Origin of the sequence: Sphingobacterium sp. UDSM-2020 (assembly GCF_016132525.1) — a bacterium.
GTDB lineage: Bacteria > Bacteroidota > Bacteroidia > Sphingobacteriales > Sphingobacteriaceae > Sphingobacterium > Sphingobacterium anhuiense.
In genome coordinates this window covers 5,463,375-5,487,098 of record NZ_CP066166.1, presented here as the reverse complement: position 1 = coordinate 5,487,098, position 23,724 = coordinate 5,463,375, and the positions used below count along the sequence as shown (strand labels likewise).

Genomic DNA, 23,724 nt, shown 5'->3' with positions numbered 1-23,724 from the left:
ACAAAAATGTCTAATCGCTTATTGTTTCTCCTTGATAAATGTTAAGAAATCTCGCTTCTGATTCTACTTAACGATTCAGGAGTAATACCGAGATACGATGCAATATGGATAAGGGGTGTCCGTTGCACTATTTTTTCAGAAGATGTTTTTAAAAATTCAAGATACTTTTCTTTGGCTGGAATAGATTGGAGTTTTAACAGCCGATCTGCTAAACATAACACATTCTGTTCTGAGAAAAATCTTCCTATTCTTTCCCATTGGGGAACAATTTCATAAAGTTCCTGCATATCCTTGTAAGTGATGGCCAGCGTTTGCGATTTTTCCAGGCACTGGATGTATTCATAAGACTTTGACTGGTTTATAAAACTTGAATAGGAGGAAACAAAACCATTGTCACTCGATAAGTAGCTCGTTATTTCTTTGCCATCTTTTACGTAAAAGATGCGTACCAGGCCAATCGCAATAAAATGTAGGTGCGTAGAGACCTGACCTTCTTGAAGAATATATTCTTTTTGCTTAAACTTATGTTGTGTAAATTTTGACTTGATAATCGCAATATCAGCCTCAGAAAACCTCGCGTAAGTTGAAATTAAAGCTATTAAATTATCGATTCCCATTGATCATCGTGTTGATGTGTATTTTTTTAATCTGTGCAATTTCCGAATATAAGCATATTGTAATTATTTTATTATTAAAAGAAAACCTTTTGAAAACGAGTATCCATAAAGCCTTTTCATTTGAAGAAATAGGAAAGGCGCATTTAAAATTATAAACAAATCGTGACGTCGATAAAGTCGTTGTTAATATCTAAAACAAGACAAAGATTTGCTGCATCAATCTGTCAGGATAACATTGAGTCAAATCAGGGTAATATAGATGCAATGCCCAGGTTTATATCGGGTTAATTTTGAAATATAAACCTTTTGCACTGTTCCATTGATATGACGCAATAGCTGAGTAACTGTTTTTTCAACCTAATTTTCGGTGTTTAAGCATGCCTTGGAAAGAACTTAATAAAGTGATGATATGAAATATTTTTTAAACCTTCTTTTGTTATTGACCATTAGCGGACCGCTCTCTGCTCAAGTTGAAAAAGTAACACCCATTGTGAAAACATCGAAAGTCGTTATAGACCAGTTCATGGATTTACGTTTTGGCATGTTTATCCATTGGGGGCCAGTTGCCCTGCGTGGTACTGAAATTGGATGGAGTCGAGGAAATCAAGTTCCCTTTGAGGACTATGACCAATTGCATAAAGAATTCAATCCCGTATTATTCAATGCCGAAGAGTGGGTAAAGACTGCAAAAAATTCAGGTATGAAATATTTAACCATTACAGCCAAGCATCATGATGGCTTTTGCTTATGGCCAACCAAATTTTCAGATTTGAATATTATGGAGACACCTTTCAAGCGTGATGTTGTGGGCGAACTGGCTGCAGCCTGTAAAAAGCATGGTCTAAAATTCTGCGTATATTTCACCGTACTGGATTGGCACGATCCACATTACCCTTATGCACGTGCGGGTACAAAGGAGATCAACGCAACGACCGACATGGCAAAATTTGTTGCAACTATGAAAGATGAGTTAACGGAGATCTTGACCAATTACGACCCATATATGCTTTGGTTCGACGGTAACTGGGACAAAGAATGGACCGATGCACATGCACACGAAGTATATGCTTTGTTAAAACAGTTGAAACCCGATGTCATCATTAACAATCGTTTAAAAGGTATAAGTGATTTCGATAGGACAAGAGAAGACCATACACGCTTGTCTTCGGATGCTATCGGAGATTATGCGACACCTGAACAGAAGATAGGTGCATTAAACATGGATTATCCATGGGAATCCTGCATGACTATTGCGAACCAGTGGGCATGGAAACCCAATGATGCACTAAAATCCACTAAAGAATGTATCCAGACCTTGGCAAAAACAGCTGCAGGAAACGGGAATCTCCTTTTTAATGTCGGCCCGATGCTGGATGGTCGTATTGAAGCCAGACAGATTAATAGATTGAAAGAGATGGGCGATTGGTTAAACACCTATGGCGAGAGTATCTATGGCACTAAAGGAGGTCCATTTATTCCGAACAATACCTATGCTTCCACACGTAAAGGTAATATCTTATATGTGCATGTTTTCAATCGAAAAGAGGATGTACTGACACTTCCTGCTTTAAAGGGCGTAAAAGTCAAAAAAGCCCATATATTAAATGGAGATGCCATAACTTTTTCACAAAGTGCTACGGGAAGTATAGCGCTAAATTTACCTGCACGATTACCGAACGCTGATAATACAGTGATTGTACTTGAATTAAACAAAAATGCCGAAACTATTCCTGTCGTTGCACAAAGTAATTAACCTGCAATTGTTCTTAATTATCTCTTCCGGAAATACAATGATTAATTATATTAAAACATATCTCTGACATAGAATTAATGTGTTCTATTTTATTTTGATTGTTTGAATTATTTTAACTTAATAAGTTTATTCCTTATCTTCTAGCAAGACTGATTGATACCGGTCCGTATTATAAGAAAGTGATTATTAATAAAAAATAAGATGATAACAATAAAAAGAAATCAGATCGATGAGATGGAAAAATTCTATCGGATCAGCCTGATCAATAGTCTGATCGGTTTTAAACCAGTCAATCTTTTGGGCAGCTGTAACATAGATGGGGCACCTAATTTAAGTATTATCAGTTCAGCATTTCACTTAGGAGCCAACCCGCCCTTGATAGGACTCGTTATGAGACCCCAACGCGAGCATAACGATACCCTTAAAAATATCCAGGCTACAGGCCAATATACCTTGAACAATGTACTGCCAGATTGGTTTAAACAGGCTCACCAAACTAGCGCCAGTTATGCTTCAGGGATATCCGAATTTGAAAAGTGCAACTTTAAGGAGTTGTATACCGACGGGTTCCGGGCCCCTTTTGTCAAAGAATCAACTGTCAGGATAGGCTTGGAGTTACGAGAAATCATGGATGTACCGCTCAATGGAACAACGATTGTCATCGGCGAAATCGTCCAGATTTTACTGGATGATTTGATTATTGAAGAGGATGGTACTGTCGATCATGTAAAGGCGGGATCAATGGCTGTAGCCGGATTGGACCGTTATTTTCTTCCAGAATTTGTAGGTCGCTTATCCTATGCGAAACCAGGAATTAAGGTGGAAGAAATAAACAAGTAGGGAAACTAATTTTTCCATTGCATGCGCTTTTGGCATTATATGTAGTGTGCTATCCTCAATAATAATTCTGTTATCAGAAATATTTTTTTTTGAAATCAAAATAGTCCATATGAAAGCGTTGATTTAGATTAATGAATAATTGGTTCTGTTTCGTTTTAGGTTTGTGATTTTGTTTTATTGTTAGATTATTTAAAAACAAAATAATCTAACAAGTGTTTTAGGAAAATACACATTATATAACCAAAACGCTTAAATTCATGGAACATCATCATTCTCACCCGTATTCGTGCACGCATTGTGCCTGTAACAATCCAGTATTAAAAATCCTCAAAGAGGATATTTTTCATCAGAAAAATTACGAAGCTCTCCCTAAAGCAGAAAAGAAGGAGGAAATCCGACAGGAGCTGATGATCAGTGGCGGTATTATACGGCCCATGATCAATGGTTCTGTTGCAACAGTTGATGCCATAGGAATTGCCTCTGGTCAAGTCAAGGTCACAGGCACAGTACAAGAAGTCAAGGATTATATGAGCCAACATTATCCAGGTTTCATTCAAAAGGTTCTTGGCGATGGACAAACTTTGTTGCCCGGTTTAATAGAACCCCATGTACATATTGTTCCTACCGCACTGATGGCAAGCTGGATAGACTTAAGTCCCTTTAAAGGACAAGACCTCATTGATCAGTATGGACAGGATTATATAAAGCTAGAAGTAAACAAACCTATAAATAAACCCGCGGAAAGTGGAGATTGGTATTTAGGTTTTGGTCTTGATCCTGCATTGATGGCATTTGATGTAGATGGAAAAGCATTGGTTACGATTACCAATGAATGGTTGGACCAGGTTAACGACCAATATCCGCTGATGGTATTGAGTGCATCTATGCATACCCTATATCTAAATACGCTGGCGATGAATGCTGTCTATGCAGAAAATGAGGCAAAACTCCAACCCATATACGGAGATGCGGCAGGTTATATTTCGCAAACACAAGGACAGCTCCAGGAAGCGGAGGGAATGGGGCCAGCGCTAAAAACGATCCCCAAAAATCAATTAGCAGACATGCTAAAGCAGTCCTTCACGCATTTCGGCGAACTATTTAGTCATGCAAATGAAAGAGGAATTACCATGCTTTACGATGCTGGCATGAACAGTCATCTCAAACTTTTATTGAACGCTTATTTGCTAACACATCGTCGTAAAGTGCGTGTGGGAGCGGCATTCATTTGTGATGACAGTAATATTGGGGATCTTCAACCCTATCAGCAACCGCAAGAGTATAAAGACATCTACTACGGTCATGTTAAAGTCGTTTCTGATGGTTCAAATCAAGGGTTGACAGGCTATCAGTCCGATCCGTATATTTGTGTTAGCGATGTAGATTATGGCATTTATAATTACCCCGATGATGATTATGTAGATAATGGCACATTCCTGTCTGATAAACAGCCGCCGGTCAATGCTCCTAATGCCTATCAAAAATTAATAACAACAGTTATCGACACCAATGAATGGCCACTGATGGTACATGCCAACGGTAACCAGGCTGTTGACTACGCTATTCAGACATTTCAAGCAATTCCTGTAGATAAAATCAAAGGTAAACGTCATCGTATTGAGCACTGTTCCTTGATTACCGATGACCAGCTAGATGTGATGCAGCAATTGGAAGTATCACCAAGTTTTCTAATCGGTCATGTGGGCTATTGGGGCTACGCTTTTCAGCAGGTTATTTTTGGAGATCAGAAAACACAACTGCTAGACCGCTGTAAATCTGCTTTAAACCGTGGCATGCGAATCACCTTGCACAGTGATAATCAGGTGAGTCCACTTGGGCCACTACGTATGATGGAGCAATCCATTACACGGAAAATGGAAAAAGATCCGAATCATGAAGTGCTAAACAGTAAAGAATGTATCGGTGCCGAACAAGCCTTGGTAGCCATTACCTACGATGCGGCATGGCAATGCTACGCAGACAAGTGGCTAGGTTCGTTAGAAGCGGATAAATTTGCCGATTTTGTAATCTTAGCGCAAGATCCACTTTCTGTAACCGATCCGTTTATGAAACTACGGAATATACCGGTTCTCGAAACCTGGGTCGGTGGACGAGCTGTGTATCAAAACCTCGATCAGAAGCAAGCATAAAAAAACATATTCATGATTTATAGAAGATAGTACCTTTATAATGAGGTATTATCTTTTTCTTTGTAGTAGCACGCTTGAATGAAACGTAATTTCAATATGTATACATCTCCTAAATATCTAAGATAAGTAGTTGACAGGTCTTAAATTTCAGCTGTAATTACGGAGTGATTTATCTTTACATTAGTGATTACCCATTGCTTTGCTATTTCTTTAGAAATAACAGTCCCCATTTTCCGATATACATTCTTTTTTCAAATGTTTGACCGATTTCATATGGTTGTTGAACCTGCAGTTTAATTATTCTTTCAAACTGATTTTCTTTAATTTCAATATAATGCTTATTATTCCTGCTACCTAACGAGTAGTCGATAATCTTTCCACTTATATCTATGCTCTTACTGCCCTCAAAATAAGCGTTGCTAAGAATTATAAAGGAAACAACTGTGCCACTAAAAATAAATGTCATACCTAGTGTCATAAAAAATACTCTAAAAATTGACCTTAAGGTTGTCTGTATTTGTGTTGTATAATTTTTGGTTTCGTGTTGCTTCATAAATTTCAAATAAATGAAGGAACAACTAGGGATCATCACGATTAATATCGGTAATACAAAAAAATTAACGGTCCATTTTATGGCCAGAGAAAACTCAGTAAACTCTAATAAGAAAGTGGGGAGTATCATAATCAATACAGAAAGTCCAATGACCAGATAGAAAAATATTTTAAATTGTCGCATATTTATGGCTATAGTCTGCCTAATAATAGGTTGTTACTGTGCTGGTTTTAAAATTTGTATTAATTAAGAGTATGAGTCTCGGACTATAATTCCATTAAATTATAATATTTTTTTAAGCAACAACTCAATTTCTTGAGCATGAGTTATGGTCATAAAATGACCTGCATTTTCAATCACATAAGTTGGTTTAATGTTACGAATGGGGATGATACGATCTTGGTTACCATGAATATGGATAACAGAGGAAGGGACCACGTTATTTTTCCAGTTTAAGATTTGATTGATCGCCCACTTTAAAAATTTGACATCAGTATCCTGCAATATCTGTTTGAGCATCCGTTTATCTTCTATTGAGCTGATACCAAAGAAATAATCGACCAACCTATTGTGCTGCTTTAGAAAAGCATTCGGTAGAATATAATTAAGTTTTAGAGCACCTATTATTTTGTAAAGAAAAGGAAGTTCTGATTCACCTTTAGCAGAGGCAAGCAGTACAATCTTCTGCACTTTGATTATTTTAGCTATTTCCATAGCCATTATTCCCCCAAAAGAGAGCCCGACTAGTATCGGTTGTTCATCATTGATCTGCAATGACAGTCGTTTAGCATATGCTGCCATAGTTTCTTTTTTTAGCGGCGCGATCCAATCGATATGGATTACCTGAAGACCCTCAAAGTTTATTTTTGAAAATACTTTTCGGTCAACACCTAAACCACTTAATATATAAATATGACTATTGCTCATTTACCTTTCACGGAATAATATCTGATCCTTTTTTAGTTTTTAGCATTGCTAAAATAAGCAATTAGAATTGCTTATAGTTGAACAACTTCTCCAATTGATCTTAAATTTTAGGAAGTATTATAATCTAACAAATGGAGAAAATTCCCTTTAATTAATGTGTATTGCGACAATAGTAGAAGCTAAATCATTGTAATTGTTAGCCCATTTGCCATTTGAAAAATAGTTGATCGGGTTTATTAGATAATGTGAATGAAATCTAGAAAATGAGGACATGTCATTGAACTATCTAATTGAAGATCAAAAGCTAATATTTTAACTTTTTTTATCATTATGCTATAATTATTAATCTGTATTTTTAGATTATATATTTCTAAAAGACCAATTAATAAACATGCATTGCAATAAACTGAAATTATCCTTATCGTTTTTCTGGTTTTTAATCCTTTTTAATCTTTTTGTAACTTTAATACTGACCTTACAAATGGGCGAATTAGTGGAGCGATATGGTCCACAAGTCCTCGTTTATTTTTTTTGGTTTAAAACTATTGGTAGCGTTTTATCTTTTATCGGAGAATACATTTTTAATTTCAAATCAAAAGAAGTGTTTTTGAGAAACATCAAACAATCTCCAAAACTGCTGCTTATCAGTATTTATTCATTAGATTTTATACTTTTCTTATTGCTATGCCTCTTGATCGTTCTTTATATTTAGATAGTCTCTCTTACAGTAGAGGAGGACGCATGATACTAAGCGGTCTGTTTCTTGAACTTGAACCGTCAACTATAGTTGGTTTACTGGGGCGTAATGGTACTGGTAAATCAACCTTGATGAATTGCATTTTTGGTAACTGCAAACCTGATTTTGCGTATATGAAATGTGATGGGCAGATCTTTAATCAAGGATATAAAACCAAGAATATTACTTATCTAACTCAGTATAGTTTTATTCCAAAGCACTTGACTTTATTACGTGCTATTCAATATTTTGATTTGGAAGATTCACCAATTATGGATATCGATATTGTAAAGGAGAGATTATTATCTAAAATAGGTGATCTTTCCACCGGCCTTGTTCGTTTGTTTGAGTGTTTGTTGGTCCTTTATTCTAAGGCTAATTATTGCCTTCTTGATGAGCCTTTTTCAGGACTCAGTCCACTCTATATTGACATGATTAAACAACATATTTTAGCTGTAAAATCTCTAAAAGGAATACTCATTTCAGATCATTATTATACACATGTGATGGATGTCAGTGACAGATTACTTTTACTAACAGGCGGTTCGCTTAAGTCTGTACAAAAGATAGAAGATCTAGTACTGCATCAATACTTAAAGTAATTTTAATACACATTGCTTTGGACATAATTTAAGGCAGTTGTGATCATGAACTATTTTAGATAATAAATGAAATTTTTAAGGCTACTATAGTCGCGACCATTTTCAGACACATGAACTAAAGTATACCTAAAATAAAAATACTATCTTCGTTTTATTAGACAATCAATATAAACGATGTGCAAGCATGATCATCAAAAAAACTTTCGGTGTTATTTTGCTCTTACTAGGTTTGTTTCTTGCATTCGGTCTACTTAAAGATAGCAGATTGATGCTCTTTGGTAGCAAAATTAAAGCCGATGTCATTGGGATAGACAGTGTAAAAAACAAGCGATTCGGATACGTACATTATCCGATCCTCCAATTTAATTATAAGCAACAACAAGTTCGTTTAGTAAAGGATTTAAAGAGTGTTGATCCCCAAAATGTACCTGCTCATATGGAAATATATTATGCAGAAGACATTGGTGTTAGTGATGGTTTCACCGTTACCTATGTTATCTTTTCTATCATAAGCATCATCATGATCATCTTTGGGATCATCGTCATTCGCACTAAACATCTTTTTTAGTCAAAGAAAGCATTACAAACTCTTCGCTTAACTTTAAAATTTAAGTTCATAAACTTGGGTACGTCTCTAAGAATGAATTATTCAGACAACTTATACGTCTCTATTAATGCTTCTGCGATAGGAACATCAGCAGGGGCTAGATTCCATTTTAATAAATCTGGAACTTTGATCCATTCTATTTGATCATGATCCACTAATTTGATTACAGCATCTTCAGTTTCGCAGCGATAGGATATCAGTTCAAGTGTCTTTAGATCGTACTGATGGATGACTGTTTTAAAATGATTTTTAACTGTCACCCTCAAATTTAGTTCTTCTTGAAGTTCTCTCGCTAAGCATTCCTCATAAGTTTCACCTTCCTCCAATTTCCCACCAGGAAACTCCCAGTATCCACCTAGAGATTTCTCGGGTTTTCTACGGCAAATCAAAATTTGTTGATCCTTTATAATAAGACCGCATAATACTTTAGTTATACCCATGAGTTTATTTGTTATTCCAATATTAATCTTCTTTTTTTACCTGTATTAGCATCATGTCTTTTTTATTTTCGAAATGATATTCCTTCGGAGTATGAGCGATTTGCTAAATATTAGGGGGTGATCGCCCCCCAGATCACTGAACTAATTAAAAAGTACACTGCAAATGCAACAATAGCGACACCCGTTGCTTTTCACAGTAAGCATCCAAGTAGTATGGTTGCTTTCAGCATTCAGAACAATCATTAATCGGTTGATAAAATGGCGTAGCCATAATTATCAGACCAGCCGGATTTTAAGGGTAATAATTTTCGTGTGTGCGCTTCTCGTAACATTCCAACCTTTTCTAATACATGAATAGAATCCGTATTTGCCACAGCACAACCAGCTTCTATTCTGTGAAGGTTTAAATCGTCAAAGCCAAAAGTTATTATTCTTTTTAAACTTTCTGTTGCGTAACCTTTATTCCAAAATCTGGGATCCAATTTGAACCAGACTTCCGCATTTTTATATTTCTCTTTACCTAAAGTAATTCCGATTAACCCGATAAATTCGTTTCCTTGTTTTTGTTCAATAGCAAATACGTATCTTTTGTTTTCTAAAGTCCAGCCCGCAACAATTTCCCTTGTTACCTCTATATCTTTAGGAATTCCTAGCGTATTGAATTCATCGGTTTCAGCTAAACTGTGTAAACGGTGAATATTTTCTATATCTTTTTCTGAAATTGGTCTTAAATATAATCTTTCAGTATTAAAATTTAATTCTGTCATTTTTGATATCTATTTTGTAATTCTAGCTGGACTATTTATTTAATTATATTGCTCTTTATTGAACCTCTGCTTATGTAGGTTACACTCAATTCGGGAAAGCACGATGTGAAGCCAGACTTAATATAAAAAATGCTAACTCTTTACAGGTTAATATCAGCTTCATACCATCCCTTTATGGCATTTGCTACCGACTTCATTTTATCTGATTCAGAGATAAATAATCCGCGATCTTTTAATTGTTGAGCTTGCTCCTCTATCGTGAATGCTTTCTTTTCATACATGGAATGTGTTTAAAAAAAGGTCTATAAAGCAAAAGACACGCCCTGGGACGCTGTTCTGATGTGTAGCGTGGCGTGTACTGTTCGTTCAAAGGTAAACATCGATTCTCTATTTTACAAAAATAAAATAAAAGGTTAATTATTATAAACCAATATAGTAGATGTCAGAAGAATTTTAATAATAATCCAGACTTTCTAGAAAATGAGTAGACTTACTAAATAATCAATCGTTATAATGCTTTTAATATCCTTACTATTTTTTTCTTTTGAATGAATAGATGTATAAAGGCCATTTATCTGCTGTTGATGACATTAACAATAAAGTTGAATATATTTAACAAACTATGCTTTTTAAGTAGTCCATGTTGCATCAACTATTTATTTACGGAGATCGCTTTTGGTATATTTGATAGCGAAGAGGAGGTTATCATGAAACCAACAATCATAAAAAATATGGAAGAACTAGAGAACAGTCAACTATTAAGTAAAATTGCACGAGAAGCTTCAATAGGGGCCAATAGAGAAAATAGAGCTTTAGGTTTACATATTCAACTAGTCGAGGATGGTTATGTCATCGAAAAATTTGCAGATGGTTCTAAACGAACGATAAAAAAGCTCGAAAAGGTGAAAAGCAAAGTTAGTCTTAAAAAAGGATCAGTGCTATGTCTAAAACAAAAAAGCTGAGAGTTTTTGCAAGATCTATTAGTTCTGGAAAATCAATATTATTTAAGCAGATTAGTAGCCGGTTTAATACTGGCTAGTTTGTAAATTCGGATCACTACCTGGATAGATCGAATTATCAAAGAATCCTATAATTCCTTTTTAAATTTACGATCCAAAGCATGAAAAAAACTAAAAATTCAAAAATGAGAATTTACCTGGTGTTGATTATTTTAAATATATCATTAAACAGTTGTTCTAATGTTAAAGAAGGAGGAAAAGCAGAAGTACATCAAAATATAAAAATTGTATTTGAAGATGAGATATTGCAAGATGACTTATTTAATTTTTCAACTTTTCAAGAAAAAATATTTGATCCAAGATATGAAGTGATAAGGGGAGGTACTAATAAAGTCTTCACTAAAGAGAAATGGAATAATTTTCACGAAGAAATTCTATCAAAGTTCGAAAAGAAAGGTGAAATCATATCAAGTAAAAAGGGGTATAACCAAAGTTACGGCCATTATAAAATATTTCTCATTAGTCCAGATAACAGAATTTTACTTATTAATAATAAAAATGAAGTTTATTATAGTAAAAATGATTCTATCATTAGATTTAATGATACGGAATTTGGAGATAAGATTAGAAGTTTTATTGATTATTACACATATTTTAATGAAAAAGATCTTGTAGAATTAAACGGAAGTAAGAATTATTTTAAAACACATCAATATTTACGAAAAAAGTTAGAGGAGGTAAAACCTTTTTTATATTATAAAGTAGATGTTATTTATAAGTAAAAATGATCTGTTTTCACAAATATATAAAGATTTTGCAATCCATCTAAAATAAAGACTATATAGTCATAAGTATTAAATTTACTTTTGAGTGTGAGAATCCCCAAATTAATTAAAGAACTGGTTTTCCAAAAAGTTGGAAAGCCCCTTCTTTGTTTTCCAGCAATTTTTCAATCACAAATAAGAATGTCCGTTTCGATGATATCGCGATCATAAAGTAACTCAGCTTCAAAGAAGTTCTTTCTAGAAGCAGAACTGCAATGGATCAAATCACTCATGATAGCTCAATCACCTTTAAAAAACAATTTATTCAGATGAAAACTATGCGATGTATCACAGATAGGCTGGTTCACTTTTTTACATAGTAGCTGAAACCGGGGATTTTTTGAAGGTTGTTCATACACTAACTTTGATTAGATATTTAAAAAGTAAACAACACGACAAAATAATTATATAGATGAACATCGAGGAGTTAGAAAATTTATTTTATTCAGGTGATCTCGCACTATGTATAGAAGAAGGAGAGCAGCATCTTAAAAATCATCCTGACGATACAGCGGTATTGTTTTTAATGGCCATTGCACATTACGATTATGTATATCCTGGTCACCCGGAACTTGTCTATGACACGATGAATCAATTTACGGTTCCTTATCTTAAGAAAATTATAAGCCTTGAGCCCCAAAATTCAGAAGCATTACAGCATATACTAAGTTATGCATTGAATAACGATTATAATTTAGCTTATATTCATCTTTCCAAAAGACACATCACGCCCGAAAATAGGAACGATTATATCGGTTATGCACAATGTTTAATTCAAGATACTAGCTATGCAACATCTGGTTATGATTTCTTAATTAGGATTTATGAATCTGTCGGAGAAAAAGCGGCTGTTTTGAAAACATTGGATGAAGCAATGGTTTTCTTTACCACATATTTTACAGCAGATAGAGAACAGCGGGATCAGTATAATGCGATCTTTCTGATGAAGAAGATTTATCTGCTACAGGAAGATAAATTAATATCTCCCGATGCAATCATTCAGGTTATAGCAGATCACATACAACAATTTGCCAGCGATAATGATAGCGACTACCTGTATCTTGCAGAAATAGCTTTTGAAAATGAAGATATGGCCTTGACAAAGGCCATCTTATTGAAATTGATCAGAGGTGTAAATAGTAAAGAGGATGTTTTAGATGGGCTAGTGAAATGGCACCAACGTTTCGATAAGCTGATTAAGAATGGACTTGTCGATGATGACGTGTTTTATTTCCAGTTAATCGTGGAGCGTAATCATTTTGAGAGGATGCATATAAAGGCCGATTTTTATTATCATCACGCACTGAGGCTGTTGGATACGCATTCCGATAAATTTTCGCTGTATCATTTTGCAGGCACCTATTTACATGAAGCAGCACGGCACGCAGAGGCATTACCACTGCTGAGCAAAGCCCTAGAAATTAAATCCGCCTCCATAACCTGGAGACGCTATTTTATATCCAAATATTTAGTAACAGGAGCAATCGATCTGGAACTTCCAACATTTGAAGATTTGCCTCGGGACCTGTACAATGACGGCGTTGAACTTAGCGAATTTATCACGGAAGAAATTACAGATCCGGAAGATCTTGCGTTGTTTCAAGCGATGTTATCGGGTCTTTATGAACAATCTTTTCATGCTTTCCAGGCATATTATGAAGAAGGTAGTTATGAAAGTGACTATCTCGGTAGCAGACACAATTGGGCCATGTGCTGCAATAACTATAGTATAGAACTTATTAAAAATGGATGTTATGGGACTGCAGTCGATGTGATCCATATTGGCCTGCAAAATAGTGAATTTGAGGAACTCCATCATACTTTATTAGATGCGTTAATAAAACAAGAAAATTATGTCGATGCAAAAGCTGCGTTAACTAAATTCTTTAATACTTATACGGCAGAAGATTCAAACTTTTATTTATATCTAAAACACCAAGCCGATTATTTAGTTGTCAAGAATGGCTTAGGGGAGACTGAACATATTGCTGATGAAGCACAGGAATTGCTATCTAAAATCTATCAACACTATATCGAGAATCCTGATATTTCCGATTATGATTTTAGAGATTATGAAGCCGCGAAAAATACTGTTGAAGGACTGCTGTACGATATTTATGGCGACGAACCATATGATGTTAAGATCGCTTATTATACGCATATTATTGAGCAGTATCCCCATGAAGCACATGCGCCCTATGTGCTGATGCAAATTTACAATGAACTGGAAGACTACAAAAACGTCAACCATAACGCTCGATTATACTTAGCCAATAAGAAGGAATTTATTATTAATGCCTTTGATAAAGCAAAAACGTTGTATATGATTATGAAAAGTCATTATTTCATGGAGGAGTATTCAGCAGTAATTGACTTTTTCACAGCACAGGATGCTTATTGTGACGAAACATTTGACGCGCCGGAATATCTACAATGGCTGTTATATGGTATCAAATTATTTGCAGCTGACAATCAACTGGAACCCTTGCTTAGGTACTCCAATAAATTAAAGCATATTTATGAGACCGAAGATCGGGCATATGATGATACCTCCGAAGAAGTTCATCTGTTAGTGGCAAAAGCTTTGTATGTCAGTGGCGATTTGAAGCAAGCGCATCAACATCTTGACATTGTATTGGGCTATAGTGATCATGTTGCTTTGGCAGATGAGTACAAAAAGACTTGGAAAAAACCAGGTTTATTCTCAAAATTATTTTAGTGATCACGTTGTTATCGTTTTTCTATTAGACCTAATCACAAGACAAGCAGTGCGAAAAAGTACTGCTTGTTTATGTTAAAAGTGATATCTAGTCATCATGATTCAAAAATCCATCGATTGCCATATTATGAATGCGATCAATAAATATGCTTTAAAGATTTAAGAAAGAGGGGCGTAGTATTATAAGTTTTGATCCTCACAATCGACATAGCCACCCATTATTTTCTATTTACTGTAATTTTCACTTCATTTCCCTCTTGTAGACCACTCACACCTCCGCCAGTATATTTAACAGTATATTTTCCTGGTTTGATCGTATAGTTTTTTGCAAGGTTATATACGGTACTGACGCAATCATGTGGTTGCACTAGAATATAACTTTCTGCAGGAGGTGGCATCACCCTTCTTGCCATAGGACCAGTAAACTGCGTTTCTATTCCCTGTTCATCGACAATCTCCATATATTTTCCTAACATCGGTTCAAAGGGTGTTTCCCATTTACAAAACTGCTGTACCGTGTCTGAATGGTTGAACACAGAGAACGATAATAGTACGGAATCTGTGGAAAAATTAGTGTCAATCGCCTGTAGTTGAGTCTCCAGAGGAATTAACGTTGACGTATCACGTTTAACTTCAGCTGTGTCAGAAACATTTTTTTGATTTTGACAGCCCGTAATTAATATAGCTGCAAGAATTAAGAAAGAGAAGGTGCGAATCATATGTATATATTTAATTTTGGGTAATTACTGAATAGCAGTTAGTGGATTTGGTTTTGCCTGTTATATCTAAATAAAAGAGATTTATGATCATTCCAAGCAATTTGCAGTAGATTTAAATCTGTATTTTGTCAATATGTGATACGGTTTTAATACCATTGCCGCAGATTGGCAATTAACATCTCGGTTAGGAACTGATTCCGGATCAGGATTAGTGGATGCTTTTGATCGTATTGTGAAATTTTTCTCCAAACATTTAACCGGCTTCTCCGCTATGAGATAAGTTCGATTTTCTTTGATGTTATCCTTTGTTGAGCCTTCTGGACCATCATCAAATGACCACGCGGTACTGGTACTGTAAGTGAAAAATAAAGTACTGTCCTGTACAAAATAACGATCTACAGCTTCATAATGATCATACTCATTATAACTGTGGACAATTAGTTTCAGGTTACCATTTTTTGTAAAGTAACTCACCGTCCCATTTTTTTCATCTTTGCACGAATATTTAAATGTTGTGGAATCCAATTGACCATCTTCGAGTTCTTTATTGACAGCTGCATAAGCCTTTTTTATAGCATCGATATTAAGAAGAGGTGTATGCTCTTCTGCTGATCTTGTGGGTGACAGTGTTTCAACTTTATGCATAGTTGTATTTGTTTTGCTTTTATCAGAACCTGCTCGATCTGTACATGCAATAACAACACATAAAATGATCAGAGGTAGCAACATCTTCTGCGATGGAAAGATCTTAAGTATTTTACGAGTTTTCTGCATATTGACGGAGTATCTATTTATATCGATAAAATGCTCAAATGATATTATAAGATTATAACAATCCTGATATAGAAATGTTCATCCCCCTCCAGTATAGCTATGAGGCAGACTTTGATATCGTAGCTAAAGATATCCGTTCAAATGTGTAGAAAGAGAACCTGTCTATCTCGGGGAGAAATAACTTATTTGAAAAAGCTATCGGTCAGCAATGAGGTAGTTATTGATAAACTACGGCACACAACATACGAGATTCGATAAAGAAATGTATAAGTATAAATAGATTAAATATACATTTTCGGCAATCTAACCCATATGTTGGATCTGCTCATGCTCAAATAATGAGTAAACCGTTAAAATTCCAAAATCGGCCTTAAATTGGATTAAACCTATATTTTACCATTATTCATCTATTGGATCATTTATATAGTGTAAAATTACACCTTATTTTACTAAGTTGGTTTAAAATATAACTAAATTGTGTATGGTAAGATATACATACAAAGATGGAAAAGGAAAATCAAATTACAGCAGATAAAATATTTGAATTGTACGGAGAGTACATTTTGAATCACGGCGAGCGACCAAAAAATATTTACCTTTTTGCAAAGGACAATGATTTTGAAGAAAAAGACTTCTACGATTATTTTACAAGTTTCGAGCAGATTGAAAAATCAATGTTGGTCAATCTTTTTGAAAAGTCCGTAGCATTGGCCTCAGAAGTTAATATTTCTGGTAAGATTACGTCGAAAGAAAAGCTTTTGAACGTATATTTTATCTTTTTTGAAAACATGACGATGAACCGTTCGTTGGTTTTGATGATTCTGGGGAATGACAAATTACATGCTGCAAAAATTTCAGATCAACTCAAAGAAACGCATCGAAATTTCATCAAAACACTCGATTTTAACGATTGGAGCATAATTAAAGAATCAAAAGATGATGTGAAAAATTTTCATGACAAGGCTAGAGAAGAAGCATTTTGGCTTCATTTGGTTTCTGCCATCGAGTTTTGGAAAAAAGATACCTCGCCATCATTCGAAAAAACAGATATTTTCATTGAAAAAACAATTGATACAGGTTTTGAATTGATGGATAATGAACCATTGCGAAAAGTAGTTGACCTTGGGAAGTTTTTATTCAAAGAGAAATTTAGAAAAAGTTAAATGACACATCTGCATTAAAATCCTACTATTTTTCAATCAACATGATGGAAATTCTTGACGTCTATTAGCAATGAAATTTTAAAAATGAAAACACTCCATAAAATACCGACAGGAAAGTTAGAAAGAACGAGCAGTTTGCTGAAAGCAGGCGCCAAAGTTGGCGTTAATTACATCAAATATTACGGAAATAAAATTACAAAGGATAAAGATGAAGACGAAGCTCGAAAAACTTTAAATGAAGATAATGCGACCGATATTTACGATTCTTTAAAAGAATTGAAAGGTTCTGCTTTGAAAGTTGCTCAGATGCTAAGCATGGAAAAAAATATTCTTCCGCAAGCCTATGTAGAAAAATTTTCTTTATCTCAATTTTCTGTTCCGCCGCTTTCCGGAGCTTTAGTAAAAAAAACTTTCAGAAAGTATTTCGGGAAAAATCCGGAAGACTTATTTGATGAGTTTACAGATGAATCTGTTAATGCAGCAAGCATTGGACAAGTTCATAAAGCCAAGAAAGATGGTCAAGACCTTGCAGTCAAAATTCAATATCCTGGCGTGAGGGAAAGTATTTCAAGTGATCTGAAAATGGTTAAACCGATTGCGATGAAGATGTTTAACATCAAAAAAGAGGGGTCGGAATCGTATTTTCAGGAAGTGGAAAATAAATTGTTTGAGGAGACAGATTATGATCTGGAACTGAAAAGAAGTCAGGAAATTTCTGAAAAATGTGCTCATCTTCCTAATCTCGCTTTTCCTACATATTATCCAGAATTTTCCTGTGAAAGAATCATCACGATGGATTGGATGAACGGAAAGCATTTCTCAGAATTTACAAAACTAGATAATTCTCAGGATGATTTGAACAAGATCGGACAGACACTTTGGGATTTTTATATGTACCAGATGCATGTTCTGAAGCAGGTGCACGCCGACCCGCATCCCGGAAATTTTTTGGTTTCCGCAGATAATAAGTTACTTGTCATTGACTTTGGTTGCATCAAGGAAATTCCGAATGACTTTTACAAACCTTACTTTGAATTGGCTGAACGTAAGAATCTGGATAATCCTGAGTTTTACAAAGAAAAATTATATGAGCTTGAGATCTTGAGTGATCAGGATACTGCAGAGGAACAGGAATTTTTTACTAAATTATTCTACGAATTACTGGAATTATTTACAAGACCTTTCAATGTCGTGAATTTTGATTTTTCTGATGAAACTTTCTTTCAGGAAATTGCAGATTTAGGTCAGCGGTATGCGAAACTGAGTAATATAAAAGGGATGAACACCAACAGGGGGTCGAAACATTTTATTTATCTGAACCGCACATTTTTTGGATTGTACAATATGATGCACGATCTGAAAGCGCAAAATATCGTCATCAATCAATATAAAAATTTTATATAATTAAAAACAAAATAGAGTGTTCCCAAAACGATACAAATTTTTAGGAACACTCTATATTTTATAAATTTACTTTTCTATCTAAAATCTTGCTCGTAATTTTATGAGCAAGTGGCAATAGAAGGAGTACGCAAGCGTAAACTATAGGCATTGAAAAAAACCATGATTTAAAAAGTTCACCAATCCAATTTTCATCTAAAACCTCATCAGTAACACTTGATAAAACGGACATTACAAAAGTTGTCGGCAGAACTACAAAAAAGGTACTAATTATTCTATAGCGTCTATGTTTCTTAGAATTTACCATTATCATTTTTTCGTTTTCCAGTTTCAGGTATTGCTTCAACAACATCCCAATGTTCTACAATTTTATCTTCTTCAATTCTATAAAGATCATAGAAAGCAACGTGTTCTCCTTTAAAAGTACCTTCACTTAATACTAGGACAAAATTTCCTTCCCCAAGCACTTTATGTATTTTCTTATAAATTTGAGGTTTCCCATCTTCCTGCCATTGATTCAGCATATTTAAAAATTCTTGTACCCCGTCAGCCATATGTGGATTATGTTGAATCAATTCATCTCCCTTGAAATAATTTGACACCAAATCGATTTGTCCGTTAATAAGAACGTTTTGAACAAAGTCTTTAACAAGCGCTTTGTTAACCTCCGTTTTATGATGATCTTTTGCCTTGGTCTTTCCGTCTGTCATTGTTCTTTCGCTTTTATTCAGTTTTTTTGGATTTGTTTGAAGATTATCCCAATGTTCAACACTTATTCCATTTTCAAACCGGTGAATATCAAAAGCGACGGTGGGTTCAAAAAGGAAATAGTCTACGTGAACAAATCCATAATCTCCATCTTGAAACTTACGGACTACATTTGTGTAAACTTTATCCATTGGCATTTGATCATGCAATCCCAAAATTGCTTTTAAGCCCGTTGCTACATTTGGATTGTGTTGTTTATAGGAGGTAGGACTGATCAACCCTATTTCTGCCAAAGTTTCAGTTTCAATGCTATTTTGTATAGCTTCAGCTTTGTCTCTATTTGATAATTCCATTTTTTTTTAATTTTAATGATTAATTATGAGCAAATGTACTGACCTTATACATGCAGAAAAATAAGTGAAAAAATATTGTTATAGGGATAATTTTATCCCTATGTCACTGAGAACGAAATATGTCGTAAATTTATTCCCTAAAATAGAATAGCAATGTACGAGAAAAAAATACCGAAAGATTTTAGCTGTGGCATGAGCATTACTTTTGAGATTATTGGAGGTAAATGGAAGCCATGCTTAATTGATTCCATCAATCGAGGAATACGAAGACCGAGTGAACTCGCGAAGAAACATCCGCTTGCGAGCAAAAGGGTTTTGAACTTACAGCTAAAAGAGTTGGAAGCATATGGTGTTGTAAGTAAAATTATTTATCCGGTACTTCCTCCTAAGGTTGAATATTTTTTAACAGAAGTAGGCGAATCGCTTTTACCTCTTGTTGATATGATGGAAAACTGGGGGAGTAATTTTATGAATGATTTTTACAAGAGACAAGAGAATGTAAACTCTGAAACTATTCTCATGGAAACATGATTTGCGGACTTGGTTAAAATTGTCAGCACAGAAATTCGAGCTTATTCAGCATCGAAAGTTCAGAGCGTATATTTATAAACTATTTCCCAAATGGATTTTCAAAATATTTTAGAGCGCTTGGCAGAACTCAGTGAAGAAATAAACAATGACTATTCAGACGACTTTAAATGCTTAAAATCTTTTATTCCTATCTTAAATATAATACTTATAAACACCATGAGTAATTTATTTTAGAACATCCATATATTATTCAGTATTAAGCCTATAAAAATAGTCGAATACTTATAATGAGTTAAAATATTTGTAAAAATTTCGAACTATTAAAGTGTTATTAAAACTAAATATCATGAACGAAACTAAAAAAAATACCGAAAAGTGGAGTATGCTTAGTCATCTTTTTAAACAAATAGAGATTCCTGCTAAAGCTACTCTTCTTCAAGAAGGTGAAATTTCCAGAAGAATGTTTTTCGTGGAAAAAGGTTGTTTACGAACTTGGATTAATAATAACGGAAAAGATATAACAACTCAATTTTTCTTTGAAGGTAGTGGTGTGTCGTCTATTGAAAGTTTTATGATAAACAAACCTAGTCAATATAGTATAGAAACTATTGAACCCTGTGTGCTACAAACTATTACTCAGAAAGAATTTCACGAAGCATTAATGAGTTTGCCGGATATTAAAGATAATATACTAGAACATCTATTTCAACGACTTCTACAAAGTCAAAATCTCTTTTTTTCCTATTTGAAAAATTCACCTCAAAAAAGGTACGAAGAACTTATTAAGCAACATCCACACATTATTCAACGTATTCCGCAACATTATATCGCATCCTATTTAGGTATAACTTCTGTTTCATTAAGCAGGATACGAAACAGAGGATAAGCTCATTTCTTAACAATTGTTATCGTCCAACAATTTGCTACTTCTCAACTTTGCAGAGTAAAATTTGACAAAGAAAAAAATGAGAGTAGTAATAGTATTTAATCATCCCTATGAAGGAAGCTTTGGAAACGCAATTTTAATTGCCGTAACCAAAGGGCTTACGGATGCAAATCACGAAGTTGATCTGATGCATCTTGATAATGATGGATTTAATCCGGTAATGTCAAAGGCAGATTTGAAAGCATTTGTGGATCACAAACCTGTGGATCCACAAGTAATAGACTATAATGTACGTCTGGAAAAAGCAGACCACCTGATTTTTGTTTTTCCCATTTGGTGGGATCTGATGCCTGCAATGACCAAAGGATTTATTGATAGAGTTCTTACTCCAGGAGTTGTGTACGACCACCATCCAAGGGGTTTTGGTTTAGTGCCACTTTTAAAAAACTTAAAAGGTGTGACAGTAATTACAACCATGAATAAGCCCAAGATAATGTACTCCCTACTTATTGGCAACTTAATTAAGAAAGCAATGATAAAAAGCGTTTTCAAAACGATGGGTTATAGAAATCTTAAATGGATTAGCTATAATATGGTAAAATCAGTCGGTCAGGAAAAAAGGGTGAAATGGTTAACTGATATTGAAATCAGGATTTCAAATTTAATTAATAAAACCTTTATATCATGAAACTGCACAGAAACTATATTACACCATTTATTTCCTTAGTTTTCCTTGTAGTCGGAATATCTGGCTTATTGATGTTTTTTCATTTATTTGATGGTTATACAGAAGTTGTACACGAAATTTTAGGTTTATTTTTCATTATATGTGCCATTTTCCACATCATACTCAATTGGAAAGCATTAAGAATACACTTCAAAAAAGGTTTCTTTTTTCCAGCTCTATTAGGTGTATTAGCCCTATCTGTTACACTAATAATCTCAGAAAGGATATCACCTCCCGTAGACTTAATCATTTTCAATAAAATGGTAAAAGCACCTATCAATGATGCTTTTAGGGCGTTAGATGTCAATTATGAAAAAGCATCTGAAAAACTGAAAGAAAATGGATTATCAATTGAAGAAGCTACCACAATAGAAGACATTTGGATTAACAACGATTCTAATCCAGAAAAAGTAATTGATTTGCTTATGGAATGAATGGATTTGTTGTCGTTTTACTTTCCAAATAACCAACCAACGAAAACAGATAATATTAATTAAACGACTAAGACCCGGTACTGAATATTTTAATAATAAAATGCTTAAAAATAGATACTTATAGTCGCTTTAAAAAAGCTAATACATAATTAAGGATAAAGTGGAATTGCATCGTCAGTTCAGTCAAATCTAACTTCAACATAGCTGTACTGTTTATTTTGTGCGGATATTAAATAGTTTATCTCCGCTTTTATTGCGGTGAATAATGCTTATATTTACCGCATATATTTTAGAAGCGATGGCAGTCTATATACACGAACGACATAATTGGACAGATTTCCAATGGGAAGACCATAAGATACTTAATTTATTAAGTGAAGTTCGACATCTGCAAGGAAAACTTATTGGAAAAGTAGAGTTGCTAGGATTTGAATTACAAGACGAAGCAAACTTAGAAACACTTATACAAGATGTCGTGAAATCATCAGAAATAGAGGGTGAAATACTTAATCCAGAACAAGTGCGCTCTTCAATAGCTACTCGATTAGGGTTAGATAATTCAGGCTTGATCCAATCTGACCGACATATTGATGGTGTGGTAGAGATGATGTTAGATGCTACGCAGAATACAGATAAGACCATAAGTATAGAAAGATTATTTGGCTGGCATGGCGCATTATTTCCAATCGGTAGAAGTGGCTTGTACAAGATTGCTGTAGCAAAATGGAGAAGTGGAGATATGCAAGTGGTTTCGGGAGGAATGGGAAAAGAAGTTGTACACTTTGAAGGACCTAAAGCTGAACGTCTCGAAGAGGAAATGAAGAGATTCATAGGCTGGTTTAATATGGATTCTAGTATAGATCCAGTCTTAAAAGCTGTTATTGTACATTTATGGTTTGTGACTGTACATCCATTTGATGATGGAAATGGACGTATTGCTCGTGCATTAACAGATATGCAACTATCGAAAGCGGATGGTGTCAATCAACGCTTTTATAGTATGTCTGCGCAAATGAAGCAAGAACGTAAGGAATATTATACGATTCTAGAGAAAACGCAAAAAGGAGATTCTGATATTACCAATTGGGTAGTTTGGTTTTTAAACTGCCTTAAAGAAGCTATTATTGCTTCGAATACGATAATAGATAAAGTCGTGGGAAAACATCACTTTTGGATGCAAAACAATGTTCATATCAGTAATGATAGGCAACGTATGATGTTGAATAAATTAATGGATAATTTTGAAGGAAATCTGACTTCATCAAAATGGGCAAAGATGACCAAGGTATCGGCTGATACCGCATTACGAGATCTTACAGATTTAGTTAATAAAGGTATTCTAATTAAAGCAGATTCGGGTGGCAGAAGCACAAATTATGAACTAAATTGGTAATCTTTTCATTTTTAACTGACTATAAGAAACATCACCTTTTATCAAGATCATGAAAAGCCATTCTGCCAAGAATGGTTTTTATTTCTTAAATATAATCATCAATAACTTTTTAATGTTGTTTTAGGTGTAGATTAATGATAG

26 protein-coding genes are annotated in these 23,724 nt (G+C 34.5%); 16 read left to right on the top strand and 10 right to left on the bottom strand.

Annotated features, from left to right (window positions below; genetic code table 11):
• Window positions 1-41 precede the first annotated feature (41 nt).
• Window positions 42-617 (bottom strand): Crp/Fnr family transcriptional regulator, encoded by a 576-nt coding sequence (locus JAZ75_RS23175; RefSeq protein ID WP_208698861.1) that lies wholly within the window; start codon window positions 615-617, stop codon window positions 42-44.
• Window positions 618-1,026: 409 nt separating this feature from the next.
• Here JAZ75_RS23175 and JAZ75_RS23170 point away from each other — a divergent pair, with 409 nt between their 5' ends.
• The 3 genes from JAZ75_RS23170 (at window position 1,027) to JAZ75_RS23160 (ending at window position 5,360) form a co-directional block, all read left to right on the top strand.
• A complete protein-coding gene (locus JAZ75_RS23170; RefSeq protein WP_132771162.1) occupies window positions 1,027-2,370 on the top strand; it encodes an alpha-L-fucosidase in 1,344 nt (447 codons plus the stop codon).
• A 201-nt stretch (window positions 2,371-2,571) separates the two neighbouring features.
• Complete coding sequence (locus JAZ75_RS23165) at window positions 2,572-3,210, top strand: flavin reductase family protein (RefSeq protein ID WP_132771163.1); 639 nt, start codon at window positions 2,572-2,574, stop codon at window positions 3,208-3,210.
• Window positions 3,211-3,467: 257 nt separating this feature from the next.
• On the top strand, window positions 3,468-5,360 hold the full coding sequence (locus JAZ75_RS23160) for an amidohydrolase (RefSeq protein ID WP_208698859.1): 1,893 nt from the start codon (window positions 3,468-3,470) through the stop codon (window positions 5,358-5,360).
• 202 nt (window positions 5,361-5,562) lie between these two features.
• On the opposite strand, the gene JAZ75_RS23155 is transcribed toward JAZ75_RS23160, so the two are convergent.
• A complete protein-coding gene (locus JAZ75_RS23155) occupies window positions 5,563-5,838 on the bottom strand; it encodes a hypothetical protein (protein ID WP_132771165.1) in 276 nt (91 codons plus the stop codon).
• An 88-nt stretch (window positions 5,839-5,926) separates the two neighbouring features.
• On the opposite strand from JAZ75_RS23155, the gene JAZ75_RS23150 reads away from it, so the two are divergent.
• A complete protein-coding gene (locus JAZ75_RS23150; protein ID WP_156169672.1) occupies window positions 5,927-6,073 on the top strand; it encodes a hypothetical protein in 147 nt (48 codons plus the stop codon).
• 122 nt (window positions 6,074-6,195) lie between these two features.
• Here the strand turns inward: JAZ75_RS23150 and JAZ75_RS23145 are convergent, their stop codons facing one another.
• Window positions 6,196-6,840 carry an alpha/beta hydrolase gene (locus JAZ75_RS23145; protein ID WP_208698857.1) on the bottom strand — a complete coding sequence of 215 codons (645 nt, stop codon included), beginning with the start codon at window positions 6,838-6,840 and terminating at the stop codon, window positions 6,196-6,198.
• Between the two features lie 741 nt (window positions 6,841-7,581).
• On the opposite strand from JAZ75_RS23145, the gene JAZ75_RS23140 reads away from it, so the two are divergent.
• Both JAZ75_RS23140 and JAZ75_RS23135 read left to right on the top strand, forming a co-directional pair.
• Window positions 7,582-8,178 (top strand): ATP-binding cassette domain-containing protein, encoded by a 597-nt coding sequence (locus JAZ75_RS23140; RefSeq protein WP_021190181.1) that lies wholly within the window; start codon window positions 7,582-7,584, stop codon window positions 8,176-8,178.
• Between the two features lie 184 nt (window positions 8,179-8,362).
• Window positions 8,363-8,746, top strand: a complete 384-nt coding sequence (locus JAZ75_RS23135; protein WP_132771168.1) for a hypothetical protein — start codon at window positions 8,363-8,365, stop codon at window positions 8,744-8,746.
• A gap of 77 nt (window positions 8,747-8,823) precedes the next feature.
• Here JAZ75_RS23135 and JAZ75_RS23130 read toward each other — a convergent pair whose 3' ends face one another.
• The 3 genes from JAZ75_RS23130 to JAZ75_RS23120 form a co-directional block, all read right to left on the bottom strand.
• Window positions 8,824-9,225, bottom strand: a complete 402-nt coding sequence (locus JAZ75_RS23130) for a (deoxy)nucleoside triphosphate pyrophosphohydrolase (RefSeq protein WP_208698855.1) — start codon at window positions 9,223-9,225, stop codon at window positions 8,824-8,826.
• A 242-nt stretch (window positions 9,226-9,467) separates the two neighbouring features.
• The gene (locus JAZ75_RS23125) at window positions 9,468-9,992 is read right to left on the bottom strand and encodes a GNAT family N-acetyltransferase (RefSeq protein WP_208698853.1); all 525 of its coding nucleotides are present in this window, start codon (window positions 9,990-9,992) and stop codon (window positions 9,468-9,470) included.
• A 140-nt stretch (window positions 9,993-10,132) separates the two neighbouring features.
• Complete coding sequence (locus JAZ75_RS23120; RefSeq protein ID WP_168125929.1) at window positions 10,133-10,273, bottom strand: hypothetical protein; 141 nt, start codon at window positions 10,271-10,273, stop codon at window positions 10,133-10,135.
• A gap of 426 nt (window positions 10,274-10,699) precedes the next feature.
• On the opposite strand from JAZ75_RS23120, the gene JAZ75_RS23115 reads away from it, so the two are divergent.
• The 3 genes from JAZ75_RS23115 to JAZ75_RS23105 all read left to right on the top strand — a co-directional run bounded on the left by JAZ75_RS23115 (window position 10,700) and on the right by JAZ75_RS23105 (window position 14,494).
• Window positions 10,700-10,954 carry a hypothetical protein gene (locus tag JAZ75_RS23115; protein ID WP_208698851.1) on the top strand — a complete coding sequence of 85 codons (255 nt, stop codon included), beginning with the start codon at window positions 10,700-10,702 and terminating at the stop codon, window positions 10,952-10,954.
• 158 nt (window positions 10,955-11,112) lie between these two features.
• On the top strand, window positions 11,113-11,733 hold the full coding sequence (locus JAZ75_RS23110) for a hypothetical protein (RefSeq protein WP_208698849.1): 621 nt from the start codon (window positions 11,113-11,115) through the stop codon (window positions 11,731-11,733).
• 454 nt (window positions 11,734-12,187) lie between these two features.
• Entirely contained in the window at window positions 12,188-14,494 is a 2,307-nt protein-coding gene (locus JAZ75_RS23105) for a hypothetical protein (RefSeq protein ID WP_208698847.1), read from the top strand.
• Between the two features lie 218 nt (window positions 14,495-14,712).
• On the opposite strand, the gene JAZ75_RS23100 is transcribed toward JAZ75_RS23105, so the two are convergent.
• Window positions 14,713-15,213: a protease gene (locus tag JAZ75_RS23100; protein WP_208698845.1), complete on the bottom strand. Its 501-nt coding sequence runs from the start codon at window positions 15,211-15,213 to the stop codon at window positions 14,713-14,715.
• Between the two features lie 87 nt (window positions 15,214-15,300).
• Window positions 15,301-15,987 (bottom strand): hypothetical protein, encoded by a 687-nt coding sequence (locus tag JAZ75_RS23095; protein ID WP_208698843.1) that lies wholly within the window; start codon window positions 15,985-15,987, stop codon window positions 15,301-15,303.
• Window positions 15,988-16,490: 503 nt separating this feature from the next.
• Here JAZ75_RS23095 and JAZ75_RS23090 point away from each other — a divergent pair.
• A complete protein-coding gene (locus JAZ75_RS23090) occupies window positions 16,491-17,150 on the top strand; it encodes a TetR/AcrR family transcriptional regulator (protein ID WP_168125937.1) in 660 nt (219 codons plus the stop codon).
• 84 nt (window positions 17,151-17,234) lie between these two features.
• A complete protein-coding gene (locus JAZ75_RS23085; RefSeq protein WP_168125938.1) occupies window positions 17,235-18,554 on the top strand; it encodes an ABC1 kinase family protein in 1,320 nt (439 codons plus the stop codon).
• Between the two features lie 58 nt (window positions 18,555-18,612).
• Here the strand turns inward: JAZ75_RS23085 and JAZ75_RS26270 are convergent, their stop codons facing one another.
• Window positions 18,613-18,858, bottom strand: a complete 246-nt coding sequence (locus JAZ75_RS26270) for a DUF2798 domain-containing protein (protein ID WP_208698841.1) — start codon at window positions 18,856-18,858, stop codon at window positions 18,613-18,615.
• Window positions 18,845-19,612 carry an ester cyclase gene (locus tag JAZ75_RS23075; protein WP_208698839.1) on the bottom strand — a complete coding sequence of 256 codons (768 nt, stop codon included), beginning with the start codon at window positions 19,610-19,612 and terminating at the stop codon, window positions 18,845-18,847. The genes JAZ75_RS26270 and JAZ75_RS23075 overlap by 14 nt, the downstream gene beginning before the upstream one ends.
• Before the next feature lie 153 nt (window positions 19,613-19,765).
• Here JAZ75_RS23075 and JAZ75_RS23070 point away from each other — a divergent pair, with 153 nt between their 5' ends.
• The 5 genes from JAZ75_RS23070 (at window position 19,766) to JAZ75_RS23050 (ending at window position 23,583) form a co-directional block, all read left to right on the top strand.
• On the top strand, window positions 19,766-20,143 hold the full coding sequence (locus tag JAZ75_RS23070; RefSeq protein WP_208698837.1) for a winged helix-turn-helix transcriptional regulator: 378 nt from the start codon (window positions 19,766-19,768) through the stop codon (window positions 20,141-20,143).
• A 346-nt stretch (window positions 20,144-20,489) separates the two neighbouring features.
• Complete coding sequence (locus JAZ75_RS23065; RefSeq protein ID WP_208698836.1) at window positions 20,490-21,029, top strand: Crp/Fnr family transcriptional regulator; 540 nt, start codon at window positions 20,490-20,492, stop codon at window positions 21,027-21,029.
• 79 nt (window positions 21,030-21,108) lie between these two features.
• Window positions 21,109-21,717, top strand: coding sequence for an NAD(P)H-dependent oxidoreductase (locus JAZ75_RS23060; protein ID WP_208698834.1), 609 nt, complete (start codon window positions 21,109-21,111; stop codon window positions 21,715-21,717).
• Window positions 21,714-22,190: a DUF4405 domain-containing protein gene (locus JAZ75_RS23055; RefSeq protein ID WP_208698832.1), complete on the top strand. Its 477-nt coding sequence runs from the start codon at window positions 21,714-21,716 to the stop codon at window positions 22,188-22,190. Before JAZ75_RS23060 ends, JAZ75_RS23055 begins: the two co-directional genes overlap by 4 nt.
• A 265-nt stretch (window positions 22,191-22,455) precedes the next feature.
• Complete coding sequence (locus JAZ75_RS23050; RefSeq protein ID WP_208698830.1) at window positions 22,456-23,583, top strand: Fic family protein; 1,128 nt, start codon at window positions 22,456-22,458, stop codon at window positions 23,581-23,583.
• The last annotated feature ends 141 nt before the right edge of the window (window positions 23,584-23,724 follow it).

What these genes read in the sequence shown, in the direction of transcription:
- JAZ75_RS23175 (WP_208698861.1), bottom strand. Translation starts at nt 617, where the DNA reads ATGGGAATCGATAATTTAATAGCTTTAATTTCAACTTACGCGAGGTTT.
- JAZ75_RS23170 (WP_132771162.1), top strand. Translation starts at nt 1,027, where the DNA reads ATGAAATATTTTTTAAACCTTCTTTTGTTATTGACCATTAGCGGACCG.
- JAZ75_RS23165 (WP_132771163.1), top strand. Translation starts at nt 2,572, where the DNA reads ATGATAACAATAAAAAGAAATCAGATCGATGAGATGGAAAAATTCTAT.
- JAZ75_RS23160 (WP_208698859.1), top strand. Translation starts at nt 3,468, where the DNA reads ATGGAACATCATCATTCTCACCCGTATTCGTGCACGCATTGTGCCTGT.
- JAZ75_RS23155 (WP_132771165.1), bottom strand. Translation starts at nt 5,838, where the DNA reads ATGACACTAGGTATGACATTTATTTTTAGTGGCACAGTTGTTTCCTTT.
- JAZ75_RS23150 (WP_156169672.1), top strand. Translation starts at nt 5,927, where the DNA reads ATGAAGGAACAACTAGGGATCATCACGATTAATATCGGTAATACAAAA.
- JAZ75_RS23145 (WP_208698857.1), bottom strand. Translation starts at nt 6,840, where the DNA reads ATGAGCAATAGTCATATTTATATATTAAGTGGTTTAGGTGTTGACCGA.
- JAZ75_RS23140 (WP_021190181.1), top strand. Translation starts at nt 7,582, where the DNA reads ATGATACTAAGCGGTCTGTTTCTTGAACTTGAACCGTCAACTATAGTT.
- JAZ75_RS23135 (WP_132771168.1), top strand. Translation starts at nt 8,363, where the DNA reads ATGATCATCAAAAAAACTTTCGGTGTTATTTTGCTCTTACTAGGTTTG.
- JAZ75_RS23130 (WP_208698855.1), bottom strand. Translation starts at nt 9,225, where the DNA reads ATGGGTATAACTAAAGTATTATGCGGTCTTATTATAAAGGATCAACAA.
- JAZ75_RS23125 (WP_208698853.1), bottom strand. Translation starts at nt 9,992, where the DNA reads ATGACAGAATTAAATTTTAATACTGAAAGATTATATTTAAGACCAATT.
- JAZ75_RS23120 (WP_168125929.1), bottom strand. Translation starts at nt 10,273, where the DNA reads ATGTATGAAAAGAAAGCATTCACGATAGAGGAGCAAGCTCAACAATTA.
- JAZ75_RS23115 (WP_208698851.1), top strand. Translation starts at nt 10,700, where the DNA reads ATGAAACCAACAATCATAAAAAATATGGAAGAACTAGAGAACAGTCAA.
- JAZ75_RS23110 (WP_208698849.1), top strand. Translation starts at nt 11,113, where the DNA reads ATGAAAAAAACTAAAAATTCAAAAATGAGAATTTACCTGGTGTTGATT.
- JAZ75_RS23105 (WP_208698847.1), top strand. Translation starts at nt 12,188, where the DNA reads ATGAACATCGAGGAGTTAGAAAATTTATTTTATTCAGGTGATCTCGCA.
- JAZ75_RS23100 (WP_208698845.1), bottom strand. Translation starts at nt 15,213, where the DNA reads ATGATTCGCACCTTCTCTTTCTTAATTCTTGCAGCTATATTAATTACG.
- JAZ75_RS23095 (WP_208698843.1), bottom strand. Translation starts at nt 15,987, where the DNA reads ATGCAGAAAACTCGTAAAATACTTAAGATCTTTCCATCGCAGAAGATG.
- JAZ75_RS23090 (WP_168125937.1), top strand. Translation starts at nt 16,491, where the DNA reads ATGGAAAAGGAAAATCAAATTACAGCAGATAAAATATTTGAATTGTAC.
- JAZ75_RS23085 (WP_168125938.1), top strand. Translation starts at nt 17,235, where the DNA reads ATGAAAACACTCCATAAAATACCGACAGGAAAGTTAGAAAGAACGAGC.
- JAZ75_RS26270 (WP_208698841.1), bottom strand. Translation starts at nt 18,858, where the DNA reads ATGGTAAATTCTAAGAAACATAGACGCTATAGAATAATTAGTACCTTT.
- JAZ75_RS23075 (WP_208698839.1), bottom strand. Translation starts at nt 19,612, where the DNA reads ATGGAATTATCAAATAGAGACAAAGCTGAAGCTATACAAAATAGCATT.
- JAZ75_RS23070 (WP_208698837.1), top strand. Translation starts at nt 19,766, where the DNA reads ATGTACGAGAAAAAAATACCGAAAGATTTTAGCTGTGGCATGAGCATT.
- JAZ75_RS23065 (WP_208698836.1), top strand. Translation starts at nt 20,490, where the DNA reads ATGAACGAAACTAAAAAAAATACCGAAAAGTGGAGTATGCTTAGTCAT.
- JAZ75_RS23060 (WP_208698834.1), top strand. Translation starts at nt 21,109, where the DNA reads ATGAGAGTAGTAATAGTATTTAATCATCCCTATGAAGGAAGCTTTGGA.
- JAZ75_RS23055 (WP_208698832.1), top strand. Translation starts at nt 21,714, where the DNA reads ATGAAACTGCACAGAAACTATATTACACCATTTATTTCCTTAGTTTTC.
- JAZ75_RS23050 (WP_208698830.1), top strand. Translation starts at nt 22,456, where the DNA reads ATGCTTATATTTACCGCATATATTTTAGAAGCGATGGCAGTCTATATA.